General features: G+C 45.7%; 14 protein-coding genes. 5 read left to right on the top strand and 9 right to left on the bottom strand.

The window, feature by feature from the left end; translation table 11 throughout:
- Positions 1-267 precede the first annotated feature (267 nt).
- On the bottom strand, positions 268-447 hold the full coding sequence (locus tag V7Q33_RS02440; RefSeq protein WP_331964446.1) for a histone H1: 180 nt from the start codon (positions 445-447) through the stop codon (positions 268-270).
- Positions 448-538: 91 nt separating this feature from the next.
- Complete coding sequence (locus tag V7Q33_RS02435) at positions 539-1,789, bottom strand: aminotransferase class I/II-fold pyridoxal phosphate-dependent enzyme (RefSeq protein ID WP_333818788.1); 1,251 nt, start codon at positions 1,787-1,789, stop codon at positions 539-541.
- Between the two features lie 250 nt (positions 1,790-2,039).
- Between V7Q33_RS02435 and accC the strand changes: the two genes are divergently transcribed.
- From accC to V7Q33_RS02415, 4 genes are read left to right on the top strand one after another with little or no spacing between them, the layout of a single operon-like run.
- Entirely contained in the window at positions 2,040-3,530 is a 1,491-nt protein-coding gene (gene accC / locus V7Q33_RS02430) for an acetyl-CoA carboxylase biotin carboxylase subunit (protein ID WP_331979090.1), read from the top strand.
- 46 nt (positions 3,531-3,576) lie between these two features.
- Positions 3,577-4,878, top strand: a complete 1,302-nt coding sequence (locus tag V7Q33_RS02425; RefSeq protein WP_333818787.1) for a DUF1015 domain-containing protein — start codon at positions 3,577-3,579, stop codon at positions 4,876-4,878.
- Positions 4,878-5,438, top strand: coding sequence for a Maf family nucleotide pyrophosphatase (locus V7Q33_RS02420; protein ID WP_333818786.1), 561 nt, complete (start codon positions 4,878-4,880; stop codon positions 5,436-5,438). The genes V7Q33_RS02425 and V7Q33_RS02420 overlap by 1 nt, the downstream gene beginning before the upstream one ends.
- Positions 5,438-6,373 carry a CPBP family intramembrane glutamic endopeptidase gene (locus tag V7Q33_RS02415; protein ID WP_333818785.1) on the top strand — a complete coding sequence of 312 codons (936 nt, stop codon included), beginning with the start codon at positions 5,438-5,440 and terminating at the stop codon, positions 6,371-6,373. Before V7Q33_RS02420 ends, V7Q33_RS02415 begins: the two co-directional genes overlap by 1 nt.
- Here V7Q33_RS02415 and V7Q33_RS02410 read toward each other — a convergent pair.
- Positions 6,358-7,230, bottom strand: a complete 873-nt coding sequence (locus V7Q33_RS02410) for a glycosyltransferase family 2 protein (protein ID WP_333818784.1) — start codon at positions 7,228-7,230, stop codon at positions 6,358-6,360. The genes V7Q33_RS02415 and V7Q33_RS02410 overlap by 16 nt on opposite strands.
- Before the next feature lie 144 nt (positions 7,231-7,374).
- Positions 7,375-8,127 carry a glycosyltransferase family 2 protein gene (locus V7Q33_RS02405; RefSeq protein ID WP_333818783.1) on the bottom strand — a complete coding sequence of 251 codons (753 nt, stop codon included), beginning with the start codon at positions 8,125-8,127 and terminating at the stop codon, positions 7,375-7,377.
- Positions 8,128-8,319: 192 nt separating this feature from the next.
- On the opposite strand from V7Q33_RS02405, the gene V7Q33_RS02400 reads away from it, so the two are divergent.
- A complete protein-coding gene (locus V7Q33_RS02400) occupies positions 8,320-9,369 on the top strand; it encodes a glycosyltransferase family 4 protein (RefSeq protein WP_333818782.1) in 1,050 nt (349 codons plus the stop codon).
- A gap of 1 nt (position 9,370) precedes the next feature.
- Here V7Q33_RS02400 and V7Q33_RS02395 read toward each other — a convergent pair whose 3' ends face one another.
- The 5 genes from V7Q33_RS02395 to sdaAB form a co-directional block, all read right to left on the bottom strand.
- A complete protein-coding gene (locus tag V7Q33_RS02395; protein ID WP_331977487.1) occupies positions 9,371-10,495 on the bottom strand; it encodes a glycosyltransferase family 4 protein in 1,125 nt (374 codons plus the stop codon).
- Positions 10,495-11,031: an inorganic diphosphatase gene (locus V7Q33_RS02390; protein ID WP_331977485.1), complete on the bottom strand. Its 537-nt coding sequence runs from the start codon at positions 11,029-11,031 to the stop codon at positions 10,495-10,497. The genes V7Q33_RS02395 and V7Q33_RS02390 overlap by 1 nt, the downstream gene beginning before the upstream one ends.
- A gap of 77 nt (positions 11,032-11,108) precedes the next feature.
- Complete coding sequence (locus V7Q33_RS02385; RefSeq protein WP_333818781.1) at positions 11,109-12,494, bottom strand: efflux RND transporter periplasmic adaptor subunit; 1,386 nt, start codon at positions 12,492-12,494, stop codon at positions 11,109-11,111.
- Positions 12,495-12,507: 13 nt separating this feature from the next.
- Positions 12,508-13,980, bottom strand: a complete 1,473-nt coding sequence (locus V7Q33_RS02380) for a TolC family protein (protein WP_333818780.1) — start codon at positions 13,978-13,980, stop codon at positions 12,508-12,510.
- A gap of 7 nt (positions 13,981-13,987) precedes the next feature.
- Positions 13,988-14,665: an L-serine ammonia-lyase, iron-sulfur-dependent subunit beta gene (gene sdaAB / locus V7Q33_RS02375; protein ID WP_333818779.1), complete on the bottom strand. Its 678-nt coding sequence runs from the start codon at positions 14,663-14,665 to the stop codon at positions 13,988-13,990.
- Positions 14,666-14,881: the final 216 nt, after the last annotated feature.

Genomic DNA, 14,881 nt, shown 5'->3' with positions numbered 1-14,881 from the left:
CGTTATCAGTAAAAGCGTATTAGCGGTTTACCGTAACGATCTGTGTAATTCTGTGAATTCTGTGGGAAATGAAATGCATTTTTGTTCCCATAGATTCATAGAAATTATTCATTGTACACGTTAATAGCTATCATTTTTGATTGACACTTTTACATGCTCTTTCGGATAACGAATAACTGATAACCTGTAACTAATTACTCTCGTAGTTCAAAAAAAAGACCATCCCTATGGAATGGTCTCTTTCTCTTCGAAGAATTAGGAAGAGAATTATGATGCTTTATTCTTAATGTCCTGAACCTCAGAGCGGATTGCTTGAGCTAGATTTTTAAGATCCTGCATACCCTTTCTTACGCGGGTACCGGCAGCACTATTCCCTTTGTTATAAAACTTGTCTATATCTCCTTCTAAGGAAGTGATCAGATCTTTAAGCTCTTGAAACTTTTGCATTGTCTTGGAGTTTTAGGATTAAAATTTAGTTTCTTAATGCCAATTTAAGTAAAAACCTAAAAAAACAACTCAAAAAGCGGTTTTTTTTGGATTACTTGGTCACTGACACCAGAACTTCCTGCTTGTAAAATCCACTGTCAAGCTTCGACTTGAGCTGAGAAAATGCGGTCAAAGTTCGCTCTACATCGGCCATGGTATGCACAGCAGTAGGTATAATTCTGAACATGATAACATCTTTCGGAACCACCGGGTAAATTACTACTGAACAGAAGATGCCGAAGTTCTCACGAAGATCCATCGACATATTGGCAGCTTCTCCAACACCACCTTTAAACAATACTGGTGTAACCATCGATGTTGTTGTTCCCAAGTGAAAACCACGTTCGCGCAAGCCGCTTTGTATAGCTTTCACAATCTTCCACAGATCTTCACGCAGCTCGGGCTTTGTGCGCAGCAACTCCAAACGCTTCAATGCACCGAGCACCAGGGTCATCGGCATGCTCTTCGCATAAATTTGCGAGCGAACACTATAGCGGAGATATTTCAGAATACGCTTGTCGCCCCCTACAAAGGCTCCGATACTAGCCATTGACTTTGCGAATGTAGAGAAGTATAGATCAACTTCTGCCTGCACACCTTGTTCTTCTGCAGTGCCGGCACCGGTAGCGCCCATACAGCCAAAGCCGTGTGCATCGTCTACGAACAAGCGGAAATTATATTTCTTCTTTAACTCAACAACACCTTTCAGATTACCCTGGTTACCAGACATTCCGAATACACCTTCGGTGATTACAAGAATACCACCACCGGTTTCGTCTGCCAGTTTGGTAGCGCGCTGAAGTTGTTTCTCCAGGCTCTCCATATCGTTGTGTGTATACACGAAGCGCTTGCCCATGTGCAGGCGAACACCGTCTATGATACACGCATGAGATTCAGCATCGTATACAATAACATCTTTACGATCTACGAGTGCATCGATGATCGACACAACACCCTGATAGCCAAAGTTCAGCAGCATTACATCTTCTTTCTTGATGAAGTCTGCCAGCTGGCGTTCCAGCTCCAGGTGGTTCACCGAGTTACCCGACATCATGCGGGCACCCATAGGCAATCCCATACCATATTGAGCTGCCGCATCAGCATCTGCCTTGCGTACTTCAGGATGGTTGGCAAGCCCTAAGTAGTTATTCAAACTCCAGTTGAGAACGTCCTTACCATTGAATTTCATGTGAGGACCGATTTCTCCTTCCAGCTTCGGAAAGAAGAAATAATCATCCGGAAGGTGAGAGTACTTGGCCAGCGGACCGGCCTCCATTCTTAGCTTGTCAAATAAATCTACCATTGCTCGATCTGTTAATTGCCGGCAAAAATAAGGAAAAATCATAAATATACTTTCCAAACACCCGCTAGGATTCCTCATATAAGTTATCTGAAAAGCCTTAGATTTGTTTAAATTCTTACAAATGGAAGCTATTGGGATTTTTATATTCGAGACAACTGCCGGCTTACACGCCACATCATCTGATTCCTGTATTTTCATTTCTTCAAAACCTTTATTTGTTTGATCATTCTTTTAGCTGTTTCTATTTACTATGCCTTCAATAAAAAAAATTCTGGTTGCCAACCGCGGAGAGATTGCACTTCGGGTAATGCGCTCGGCACATGAGCTGGGCATCAAAACGGTAGCGGTGTATAGTGAAGCGGATCGCAACGCATTACATGTGCGCTTTGCCGATGAAGCTGTACACATTGGTCCTCCCCCATCATCAGAGTCTTATCTTCGCATTGAAAAGATACTCGATGCTGCACGCGCTACCGGTGCGGATGCTATACATCCGGGCTATGGATTTCTCTCGGAGAATGAAGACTTTGCGCAAGCCGTGGAAGATGCCGGGATGATCTTTATCGGCCCTTCTGCAAAAGCGATTGAGCTGATGGGAAGTAAGCTGGCAGCCAAAGCGGTTGTCGCTAAATTCAACGTGCCGCTTGTGCCGGGCACAAGTGAACCGATCACCGATGTTGATGCTGCTAAAAAGATTGCGGCCTCCATTGGCTACCCGGTGCTGATCAAGGCAAGTGCCGGTGGTGGCGGTAAAGGAATGCGTGTAGTGGAAGATGAACAAAGTTTCCAGGAACAAATGGAACGTGCTATCAGCGAAGCAACGTCTGCATTTGGTGATGGTTCGGTGTTTATCGAAAAGTATATCACCAAGCCGCGCCACATCGAGTTCCAGATCTTTGGCGACAAGCATGGCAATGTAGTGCATCTCTTCGAGCGTGAATGTTCTATTCAGCGCAGACACCAGAAAGTTGTGGAAGAAGCTCCGTCATCGGTTCTAACACCTGAGAAAAGAAAAGCGATGGGCGAAGCCGCAATTAACGCAGCAAAAGCATGCGGCTATTACGGTGCTGGTACAATTGAATTTATACTCGATGATAAATTGAATTTCTACTTCCTCGAAATGAATACACGTCTGCAGGTAGAACACCCCGTAACCGAAGAGATTACCGGCATGGACCTGGTGAAGCTGCAGATAAAAATTGCTGAAGGCGAGAAAATTCCGTTCGCACAGGAAGACCTGAAGATGCACGGACATGCCGTAGAGATACGGGTATATGCAGAAGATCCTGCCAACAATTTCCTGCCCGACATCGGAACGTTACAAACCTATAAACGCCCGCAAGGTCACGGCATCCGCGTAGACGATGGTTTTGAACAAGGTATGAGTATACCGTTCTATTACGACCCGATGATTGCCAAGCTGATCTGTCACGCAGAAGATCGTGCCGGTGCCATTGAAAAGATGATTCGCGCAATTGACGAATATGAAATCACCGGTCTTGAAACCACATTGGGCTTCTGCAAATTTGTAATGCAACACGAAGCGTTTCGCTCCGGTAATTTTGATACACGCTTTGTAGAAAATTACTTTAAGCCAGAAGTGTTGACCGCAGCCCATGACGAGGAAGAGCTTATCGCTTCGCTGCTGGCTACCACACTGGTCAATGGAAATGGAACTTCCGCTACTGTTGAAGCGCCTGTAAAAATTGCTGTGAGCAACTGGAAGAAAAATCGTCTCTGATTTCCTTAAAACTATATCTCTTAATTTTTCGATCGTAAAAAAACGAATGGCTGAAATATTACCGATCCGTCCCTGGCGTTACAACAGGAATCTGGCAGAACGTATTGATGAACTGACGTCTCCCCTGTTCGATGTTGTTTCTGACAAACAGCGGGCAGCACTCTACCAGGAACCTTATAACAGTATACACCTCTCGGTGCCGCAGCCTCCGCATCCGGCGGAGCGTGCACAAAAATTATTGCAGCGCTGGAAAGAGCAAGGTGTAATCTTGCAGGACAAGCTGCCAGCTATATATGTATACTATCAATATTTCCGGTTGCAGGGATCGGCCAAAGAGTTTTGCCGCAAAGGATTTATCTGCCACATCCGCACTTACGATTGGGACGAAAAGGTAATTCTCCGTCATGAAAACACAATTCCAAAAGCTGTGAACGATCGTACGGAGCTGTTGGAGAAAACACAATTGCACGCCAGCGCTACGCATGGATTATACTCCGACCCCACCTTTGAATTGGAAAAGTATATGGATGAAGCCATTGCTTTTCCTGTTTATGAAACGGAAGATTATCAGGGTGTGCGCGATGTACTTGCCGTGATTCACGACAAGCCTGTTGTGGATCGCTTCATCAATCTCATCGAACCCAAAACGATCATTCTGGCGGATGGACATCATCGCTATGAAGGATCATTGTCATACAAACACAGTCAGCAGGCGAAGAATCCTTCGCACACCGGTAAAGAAGGGTATAATTATCACCTCATGTACCTTACCAACACAGAAGCCGATGATCTTCGTATACTCCCTACCCATCGCCTCATCAGTGGGATGTCATCATTCCATGAAGCTGATATTCTGAAAGCACTGGAAGAAGATTTCATCATCAAGCCGATTGAGGACGCTGATACACTCAATGAAGTGATTGTTGGCAAGCCGTGGGCTTTCGGTCTGGTATTTAGCGAACGTGCCTACAAGGTGCGGCTGAAGCCGGAGTCATTATCAAAAATAAAATGGCATTTTCCGGAAGTGGTCAAAGCACTGGATCTTACGGTAATGCATTACTTTATTATTGAAAAAGCATTGGGTATACCGGGCAAAGAGCAGCGCCAGTCTGAACACATCAGCTTTGACCGCAGCTTTGCTGATTGCCTGCAAAAGGTAACGCAGGGAACTGCGCAGCTTGCCATCATTACCAACGAAGTTTCCATTGAAGATGTAAAACGCGTTTGCGCCAGTGGCTATACCATGCCGCAGAAATCGACTTACTTTTATCCGAAAGTGATTGGAGGTTTTTTATTCAGCTCTGTTCAGGAAAATGAATTTGCCACCCCGATCTATTATCCCTTTTAATGATGCGCCCGATTATACTTGCTTCCAGCTCGCCCCGCAGACAATATCTGATGAAAGAAGCCGGCTTTACCTTTACCATCGAGAAGCCGGATGTAGAAGAAGACTTTCCGGATACGCTGCCCGTGGAACAAGTGGCTAAATACCTCGCACTGAAAAAAGCAGAATACTTCCGCCCGAAGATGAAGAACGAGATCATCGTTACAGCCGACACGGTAGTAATTCTGAACAACCGGATCATGAACAAGCCGCTGGATCGCACAGAAGCGATAACCATGCTCAGCGAACTTTCCGGGCAAACACACCGGGTGATGACAGGCGTATGTATACTCTCGCAAGAACGTGAAGAAAGCTTTGATGATACTACCGAAGTTACCTTCGTAAAACTGACTCCTGAAGAAATTGCTTTCTATGTAGATACCTATAAACCGTTCGATAAGGCCGGTGCGTATGGTGCGCAAGACTGGATCGGCATGGTAGCAATCGAAAAAATTACCGGTTCATATTTTAATGTTATGGGCCTTCCCATCCACCAAGTATACCAGCACTTAAAGAACTGGTAATGAAAAAAATCTGGAAGTATCTCGTTGAACACGCCTCTCGCGATTTCAACGCAGGTCACTACAGCGCTGTCGCTATATTTCTGGGTGTTTGCCTGTACTATAATTACCGTTTCGATTTCGAAAATAGTATACTCGATAACCTTACAGGCGTCTCCAGAATTTCAGCTTACTTCGCTACGTATACGGTGGCATACTTTGTCGTGCTGCTGTCCGTAAGCATCTTCAAGAAAGAGCGGAGCTTTTGGCGAATGCGATCGTTCCGGGTAAAGAGTATATTGATGTTAACGGTACTGGCGATTGATAGCAGTATACCCTTTCTGCGTCCGCTTGTTAACAAGCTCACCAATTCACAACTTGAGCTGTGGATATTTAAATTAACCGTCAACCTGATCGGTGGTGTTATTATACTGCTTCCGTTGCTGGTCTACTATTACAGAGCTGAGCGAGAGCAACGTCACTTCTATGGACTCGGTGTGCGCCCTGCAGATTTGCAACCATACTTTGCCATGTTGGCCATCATGCTACCCGTTATTGTTGTGGCATCCTTTCATCCATCATTCCTCCACCAATACCCGATGTACCGAGGGCAGGAAGCCGCGCTATACCTGGACATACCGGAGTGGATGACGGTGGTTCCTTATGAGCTGGCGTATGCGTTTGATTTCGTTACGCTGGAATTTCTCTTCCGTGGTTTTATGGTAATCGGCCTGATGCACTATACCGGTCGCAATGCAGTGCTGGCAATGGTTGCTATATATTGCTTCCTTCATTTTGGCAAGCCTGCCGGAGAAGCAATCAGCTCCATCTTTGGCGGCTATATTTTGGGTGTAGTTGCCTATGAAACAAAAAGTATATGGGGCGGCATTATTGTTCATATTGGCATTGCATGGTCTATGGAACTGGCAGCCTTTTTACAGCATCAGATAATGCGATAGTTACGATACTCTCCCGGCCGCCAGCCGGTAAGTTTTTCAATGATCCTTTTCACCTTGTCTTTCAACGACAGGTGATTGGCGGATAAGCCGCGATCGAACTTCCAGTTGATAGCCTGTATGCGATTTCTCATTACAGCGGGATGTGTCCCCTTGAACGGCTGCAGCGCATCAACCTCCGAATAGTCGAACTCTTCAGCTTGCATCACATGCTGCTCAATCCATTGGTCATCGTGCCAGTATTTATTGAACGATCGCTGTTTCAGCGCCATCGCTTTGGGCATCTTTACCCATCCGTAGTGATAGATGCTCGCGTTGATGTGCTTCACCTGCAATTTTTGATTTCCTTCTTTCCGAAAGCCTTGTGCATCCCGGTAGGAATATATACGCTTGTCGTTACGGACCACCCGTATCTCACGCCTGTACCAACGATAAGACTCTCCTACATAATCGTATGAACCATAAAAATGCTGGTAATCAAACAGCAGTCCTTCTACAGCTTTATCATCTTTATACCGCTTCATGGCGGCACGCACTTCCTCTATATATTTCTCGTGCATTACTTCATCGCCCTGGATATAGAAGGCCCAGTCAACATCAGCAGAGAGTGCGTGGAATGCTTTATCCGTTTCCTGCGCCAATACTCGTCCGCCTTCCCGCAGCGAATCGTCCCAAACGGTTTCAATGATCCTGATCTTGTCACTGGGAATTGATTGAATGAGCGCCATGGTATCGTCATCGGAATTACCTACCGCTACTACCATCTCATCACACAGCGGCAGTATAGATGTTATTGCCTCCACGATCGGGTAATCGTATACAATAGCATTTCTGATAAATGTAAATCCACCTACCTTCATGTTCAATCCTGGTTTAGGCAAAGTAGCACATTCCTGTTAATACAATCAATGCCTGGAGCCGATCGCCAGGATGTTGTGGATTGCGCTTTCTTTTTCATCGCTATAGATGGTAAATACATCGACCGGTATGTATGCGTTGTCTGTTTACTTTTCTGACCGGTTTATTTCCAGCAGCTTGGCGTATTTGTAGAAAACACCATTTGCATTCGACACCGATATGACCAGCCCTTCGTATCCATCGGTAAATCCTCCGCGAATAATATAGCTTTTCAAGAATGCCCAGAAAGTTTTCAGAAAGATCATAACGGGAGATATACGCTTGCGATGTGCATGCTCCTGCGCATAGATGTCGGAATACTGTTGAACCTTTTTCAAAAGCTGACCGGCATTACGGAAGTATACGTGCATCAGATCACCGGCCAGATGCTTTTCCTTTGCACCGGGCTGCATGACTACCACTTCATGTACAAGGCCGCCCTCCCATTGTCCTTTGCGTTTGTCCCACAAACGTATCTTGGCATCCGGATACCAGCCACAGGTTTTGATAGGCTTGCCACCATAATGATTCAGCCGGTTAAAGGTATATCCATCGGCAGGCCACTGCTGCTTTACCTGCTGTATAGAAGCGGTGAGTTCCGGAGAAAGATATTCATCGGCATCCAGCGACAGCACCCCATCGTATAGAGCCTGCGTGGCAGCAAAATTCTTCTGGTCAGTAAACCCGGCAAAAGCACGTTCGAAAACCTTTGCTCCCTTCGCAGCCGCAAGCTCTCGGGTACGATCTGTAGAGTATGAATCTACTACCACAATTTCATCTGCTACAGGCTGCAGGGAATTGATACAACGCTCAATTGTAGCTTCTTCATTGAAGGTTATAATCACTGCCGAGAGTTTCATTGTAAATCTTTAGGTATACGCCAGCAGGCATCTTTATCCTGCCAGGCTTTCCGGCTTTAAATTAAAAAAATTACTGCGCCCTTTCATGACCTTAAACGAAGAAAGCATCAATTTCCAGTTGTATACCGTCTATTTGGTTGGAAACTTAAAAATCATTTACTTCCTGCGAAGAATATATTGTCCCCACATTTGATGCGCTCGATTCTGCTCGATCTGGAAAGAATGAAATATCCGAACACCGGATTGTATCACTATTGCTCAAGTTTAGCAACACACCTGTTAAAACATAAGCATGCAGATGAGGGCTTTCAACTCTTTATACCAAAAGCGCTGAAGGGTTCATTTGGCGACCAGGTACGGTATATCACGTTACAATTGCACAGCAAACTATACATGACCGGCACACGCGATGTACAGGTGTGGCACATGACGCACCAGCAGTCAAAATACTACCCGGTAAATGCGAACACAAAAATGGTTCTCACCATTCATGACCTGAACTATCTGCACGAGTCTGATAGCGAACGCAGAAAGAACAAGTATAACGCGATGGTGTTAAAAGGTATAGAACGCGCAAATATAATCACCTGCATTTCGGAATTTGTAAAAAAAGATGTGATGCAAAACCTTGCCACGTTTGGCAAGCCGGTGAAGGTAATCTACAATGGCTGCAATTTTCAGGATATCGAGCCGGAATATATACCGACTTATATACCTGCCAAACCTTTTCTCTTTTCATTGGGTATTATCGGCCCGAAGAAAAATTTTCACGTAGTGCCTTCTATATTACCATCACTGGATGCTGAATTAATCATCTCCGGTACACCCTATGGCGACTATAACAAGAAAATTATGGCCGAGGCGAAGAAGTTTGGTGTGGAAGACAGAGTCCATTTAACCGGACCCGTTTCTGAAAAAGATAAGAACTGGTATCTTAAAAATTGTAAGGCCTTTATATTTCCTTCACTCGCAGAGGGTTTCGGGTTACCCGTGTTGGAAGCGATGTACTACGGCAAACCTGTGTTTTTATCGCGGCTCACATCGTTACCGGAAGTAGGCGGAGAACATGCCTATTACTTCGACAACTTTTTACCGGAGCACATGCGGGATGTTTTTGAAAAAGGCATGCATCATTATGAAACAACGCATCCGCAGGAGCTGATTAAGGCATGGGCAATGCGCTTCAGCTGGGACAATACTGCACGGGAATACCTGTCAATCTATCGCAAGCTGCGGCCGTAATTCAGCACGCGCGGTATACTTCGTTGAGGGCCTGCGCGATTACCGGAGGCTCGAACCGGGCTATATAGTTGCGTGATCCATTAATCACTTTTTCACGCACAGATCTATCCGTGATCACTTTATCGAGTAACGATGCGAGTTGGTACGCATCCGCGGGATTGGTATACAGTGCATCGGGTCCTGCCGCTTCGTGGAAACACGAACCCTCGGAGGTAATAATCGGTATACCCGATTCAATGGCCTCGATCAACGGTATACCAAAACCTTCAAAGAGCGATGGATAAACAAACACCGAGGCAAGCTGATACAGCACCGGCAGGTCTTGAAATGAAGCGTTGTGTATATACGTAATATATTCTGCTACATCATGTTTTGCTGCACACTCCTGCACCTGCTTCATATAGTCAGTAGACCTGCCTATAATAACAACCGGAAGCTTGCTGCTTTCGGGCAAATGCGCCAGTGCTTCCACCAGTAACTTCACATTCTTCCGTTCTTCAATTGTTCCTACATTAAGGATGAACTGATCGGGCAATTTGTATTTAGCTTTTACAGCGTATTTCTCCGCAACCGTTGCTTTGTGCTTGAAACTGGGATGACACCCCTGGTATACTATAGAGATCTTCCTGCGATCTACTTTCAGAAATTCAACGAGGTCGTCAGCAGTCTGCTGACTAATGGCGATCACCTGATCTGCCGCGCGGCATGCTGCTTTTGCTTTTGCCCTATAGATTGCTACATCGATGGGATTATAGAATTGCGGGTAACGAATATAGATCAGATCGTGTACGGTTACCACTTTACGAATGTGTTTTGGCAACCCCATGGGTAGCTCCTGGCTGAGACCATGAAAAACATCTATACCTTTGATGCCTGGGTGATGGCTGACACCCCACGAGCGCCAAAGGCTTTTGAGATACCGGTAGCCTCCCGCCGGACCGATGGCTTGTACGTTAGCACGAGCCAGTATCGGATCTACTTCGGGATGCTGCCGGATTTTAGGAGAATATAGTATATACTTGTTTTCGGGTATATATTCACTCAGTGCGTTTACTACAAAGCGTGAGTAGTTACCCAGACCGGTAAAATTGGTAAAGAGTCGTTTGGCCTCAAAACCAACCTGCATTACTTCTTGAAGGTCTCGTTATATCGCTTAATGCTCGCAGCGATGATCTCTTCTGCCTTCGGTTTGGAGAGGAACTCATCTACAATTACTTTCTTGTTCTCAAGCGATTTATAGTTTTCAAAGAAGTGCTTGAGCTCTGCCAACAGATAATCGGGCAGGTCTCTTACATCGGAGATGTGGCTTACGCTTGGGTCTTCTTCTGCTACGGCAATGATCTTATCGTCAGCTTCACCACGGTCAATCATCTGCATTACACCTATCACTTTGGAAGGTATCAAACAACCGGGAACAACCGCTACCTGTGTCAATACAACAATATCCAGCGGGTCGTGATCTTCACCGAGTGTTTGGGGTATAAATCCGTAATTCAGCGGGTAGTACATCGAAGCATAGATCACGCGGTCGAGCTTGATCAAACCACTGTCTTTATCGATCTCATATTTAGCGCGTGAACCTTTTGGAATTTCAATGATGGCGTTCAGGTGTTCAGGAGGGTTTGAACCTGTTGATACTTCGTGCCAGGAGTGCTTTACCATAAATCGTTTCTATTAAAAATCAGGGCACAATATTAAACAAAAAAAGCCCCGACTCGCGTCAGGGCTTTTCAATTCACTTAATTTTCTTTTTTGGGTTGATCAGACTTTTCCGCCTTTCTCACCTTGTCACCGTCTTTCAAACGTTTGGATACCGCCAGAAACGGCCCGGTTATAATTTCGGTGCTGTCCGAAATTCCGCTTGTTACTTCTATATTATCATAGTCGCTTATACCGGTTTTTACTTCTACCATCTTGGCAGTGCCCTTGTCGTTTACAAATACAACTGTCTTGATTTCCTTCTTGGCTGCTTCTTTCTTCTTATCATCAGCCTTTTTATTCCCATTGCCTTCAGTACCATTGCCTTTGTTTTCACCTCCACCACTGCTCTCTTCCGGATTGCGCGTAGTGACCGCAGCCAGTGGAACCGAAAGCACATTCGGTTTGCGCGTGGTGAGTATATCTACACTGGCAGTCATGCCCGGCAGGAACGGATATTTTTTACCCGCGGCCACCAGGTCCTGATACGATGAAGAGAGTATCAGAATACGTACTTCAAATTCTGTGATCGCATCAGCCGATGTTTTGTCTTTTGCTGTATTGGCAATGAGTGTTACAATACCCTTAAACTCCTTGCCCTGGTTGGTGTAAGCATCTACGTCAATGATCGCCGTGTCGCCCAGGTGTACACGTACAATATCATTCTCATTTACATCCACACGTACCTCCATTACATTGAGGTCTGCAATGCGCAGCATCTCCGTACCAGCCATCGTTGCAGTACCCACTACGCGTTCACCTTTCTTCACGATCAGTTTGGAAACTATACCCGTCATTGGTGCATCCACCGTAGTCTTACGGAAATTTTCCTGTGCTTCTTTCAGCGATGCTTCCGTGCTGCGAATTACATAGCGTGCCGCTTCAACAGATTGCTCGGCAGACGCCACATCGTTCTTGGCCACTTCATAATTCTGCTGCGCGAGTTGCCAGTCTGCTTCTGAAATAACTTTCTCTTTCCACAGTTTTTCCTGACGTTTATAGTCAGCTTCGGCACGAATAAATTGCGCGCGTGAGCGGGAAAGACTCGCACTGGATTGCTGCAGGTTGGCACGCTGCTGACTCAGACTGGCCTGCGCACGGTCTAACTGGCTCTGCCATGTATCCGGACGTATCTTTACCAGACGTTGTCCTTTCTTAACTGAATCACCTTCTGCAATCAGCAGGTCGATGATCTCGCCTGAAACTTCAGGAGCGATCTTTACTTCTGTTACGGGCTGTACTGTACCGGAAGCACTTACTTTTTCAACGATCGTTACACGCTTGGCTTTTGCCAGCTCAACTTCAATTTCTTTAGGCTTGCCAATCCATCCGGCTGATCTGCCAGCGAAAATAAAGGCGAAAAGAAATACCAAGACTCCGATGAGCCAGTATATCAGTTTGTTTGATTTGCGTTTTTGTTTTGCCATTGCGGTATAGTAGTTAGTACTCCAGTGGTTTACCTTGATAGAAGTCGAGAACTTTTTTCTTGAAGATGAAGTCGTATTTAGCGCGTGTCAGATCAGTCTTGGCGCGGTATAGATCATTCTGTGATACCTGGTATTCGAATGAATTGGCCGAACCTGCACCATACTTCTGCTCCATCATGCGATAGGCTTCTTCCCGGGCTTGTACCTGGCGCAAAGAAGAATTATAAGTCTTCGCTGCTGCTACCGCATCATTGTATGCCGTCTCAACATTCTGACGCAACGTCTGGGCTGTTAACTGTGCATCGATCTTTGCCTGTTGGCTTTGAATGGCTGTGCGCTGCAGCGTACCTCTGGCGCTATAGCTGTTGAAGATCGGTATAACCAGCGACACCCCAAGTGTACGATATATGTTATCCTTTATCTGGTTACTAAACCCGTATGTGTTACGATATTGCCCCGTAGGACTAAGTGTATATACTCCTGAGCTTGCATCTTTATTCAAGTAGGCTACCGGGTTATCCGAAAACCTGAAGCCACCATCTGGATAGAATCGAGGTTCTTGTGTACTCGAATAGTTTGTATTCAATCCGGCATTTAAGCTCAGGCGTGGATATAACTGGCCTCGTGCAGCTCTCACTGCAAAGTACGAGCTTTGAATTTTTAACTCCGCACTTTTTATTTCCGGCATCGTCTGACGCGCAATCTCGTAGATTTCATCACGGGTTTGATCGACAACAAGTTCCTGAGGATTTAATTGAGGCACTTCCACATCCAGTCCTTGTGACGCTGGAATCTGCAATGCTTGTTTCAAGCGAAGGAGAGACAATGCCAGTGCATTCTCCTGCTGTGTCAATGACACCTCATTGGTTGCAACTTGTGCATCAAGGTTAAGTTCTTCAGAACGTGCCAGCGCCCCGGCTGCCACTTGTTTACGCGTACGCTCTAATTGCTTTTGACTAGATTCCAATTGAAACCTGGCGTTGTCTACAAGTTCTTTATTGAACACTACATTAATAAAAAGGCTCGCTACATTTAGAATAAGATCATTCTTAGCCTTCGCCAAATCCTGCTCATACGCCGCTACCGTGTTTTGATTCTGGCGAATGGTGTTATGAATTCTCATGCCATTAAATATCGGCAAGGAGGCATTCGCCGAAAGATTGGATGACCGGATCTCCTGTGTAGTAAACGAGTTACTTACGGGGTCAAGACCACGACCCCAGCTATAGCCGTAGGAGGCATTACCATTTACAGACGGAAGGCGGGAGAATTTAGACTGCCGCAGATCCACCTCACTGCTCGCAACCGTGTAGGCAGTGCGTTGTACGGTGAGATTGTTGGCCAGTGCATAGTCTATGCATTGCTGCAGCGTCCACTTCGTAGTGGCAGGTGGAGTTTGTGCCTGCTGTTTCAGCGTATCGATCTGTGCCTGGCAGATTCCTATTGCTACCAGGAGAACGAGGGGGGCAAGTATTAATCGTTTCATGTAAATATCAACAATCTATATCCGGTATATAAATAATTTGTTTAACCCAACTAAGACTCCGCAGGTACGATAATGTTACAGGCTTTAAACCAGAGTCCATTTCAATTACCAGGCACGCTACATCGTTTCTGCCTTTTCTTGATACAGACATCGTAGCAATGTTACAATCATCGTGGGCCAGCACATCGGCTATAAAAGCGATGCTACCCTTTACATCATCGGCTGTGATAATGATGGTGTGCAGGTTGGCACCAAAGTCGGCCTTGAAACCGTTTACCTCTGCTATATTAATGAGGCCACCACCACGGCTCTCTCCTACCACCTCCAGTGTTTCATCGCCTCGTTTCAGGCTTAGCCTGATTGTGTTGGGATGAAGTGTGGATGCATTTCCCACAGACTTGAAATGATAGTTGAGTCCCTGTTCTTTGGCAATGTTCAGCGCTTCTTTGATTCGCTTGTCGTCCGTCTTGAAGTCGAGCAGCCCCGCAATGATCGCGCGGTCGCTTCCATGTCCCTCGTACGTACGGGCAAATGAGTTGTAGAATGTTATCTCGGCTTCGTCCGGTCTTCCTCCCAATAGCCTGTAGGCTGCCCGTGCTATCCGGACCACTCCTGCCGTATGTGAGCTTGATGGACCTATCATTACAGGCCCGATCATATCAAAAACACTACTTTTTTCTGGCATACGGATTAGATTACGCAATCTGTCGCAAAAAGTATAACAGCGTTACATACTTTTAGCAAAAAAAAGATGCTAAACAGCCAGTCCCAAGCTGCCAGCTACTAGCTGCTAGAACGTTTGAGTTAATTTGAGAATATCTTTTAATTGGCTACGGGCTACCAGCCGCTGAAGGTGTGAGCGTGAGATTTGATGTGTGCACTACTTTAACATTCGTTGATC

Origin of the sequence: Ohtaekwangia sp. (genome assembly GCF_036786105.1) — a bacterium.
Classification (GTDB): Bacteria; Bacteroidota; Bacteroidia; order Cytophagales; family Cyclobacteriaceae; genus Ohtaekwangia.
Note: the sequence above shows the minus strand (reverse complement) of the source record. Positions and strands in the feature narration are given on the sequence as shown.

Coding starts and splice junctions, on each gene's coding strand:
- V7Q33_RS02440 (WP_331964446.1), bottom strand. CDS start 447: ATGCAAAAGTTTCAAGAGCTTAAAGATCTGATCACTTCCTTAGAAGGA.
- V7Q33_RS02435 (WP_333818788.1), bottom strand. CDS start 1,789: ATGGTAGATTTATTTGACAAGCTAAGAATGGAGGCCGGTCCGCTGGCC.
- accC (WP_331979090.1), top strand. CDS start 2,040: ATGCCTTCAATAAAAAAAATTCTGGTTGCCAACCGCGGAGAGATTGCA.
- V7Q33_RS02425 (WP_333818787.1), top strand. CDS start 3,577: ATGGCTGAAATATTACCGATCCGTCCCTGGCGTTACAACAGGAATCTG.
- V7Q33_RS02420 (WP_333818786.1), top strand. CDS start 4,878: ATGATGCGCCCGATTATACTTGCTTCCAGCTCGCCCCGCAGACAATAT.
- V7Q33_RS02415 (WP_333818785.1), top strand. CDS start 5,438: ATGAAAAAAATCTGGAAGTATCTCGTTGAACACGCCTCTCGCGATTTC.
- V7Q33_RS02410 (WP_333818784.1), bottom strand. CDS start 7,230: ATGAAGGTAGGTGGATTTACATTTATCAGAAATGCTATTGTATACGAT.
- V7Q33_RS02405 (WP_333818783.1), bottom strand. CDS start 8,127: ATGAAACTCTCGGCAGTGATTATAACCTTCAATGAAGAAGCTACAATT.
- V7Q33_RS02400 (WP_333818782.1), top strand. CDS start 8,320: ATGCGCTCGATTCTGCTCGATCTGGAAAGAATGAAATATCCGAACACC.
- V7Q33_RS02395 (WP_331977487.1), bottom strand. CDS start 10,495: ATGCAGGTTGGTTTTGAGGCCAAACGACTCTTTACCAATTTTACCGGT.
- V7Q33_RS02390 (WP_331977485.1), bottom strand. CDS start 11,031: ATGGTAAAGCACTCCTGGCACGAAGTATCAACAGGTTCAAACCCTCCT.
- V7Q33_RS02385 (WP_333818781.1), bottom strand. CDS start 12,494: ATGGCAAAACAAAAACGCAAATCAAACAAACTGATATACTGGCTCATC.
- V7Q33_RS02380 (WP_333818780.1), bottom strand. CDS start 13,980: ATGAAACGATTAATACTTGCCCCCCTCGTTCTCCTGGTAGCAATAGGA.
- sdaAB (WP_333818779.1), bottom strand. CDS start 14,665: ATGCCAGAAAAAAGTAGTGTTTTTGATATGATCGGGCCTGTAATGATA.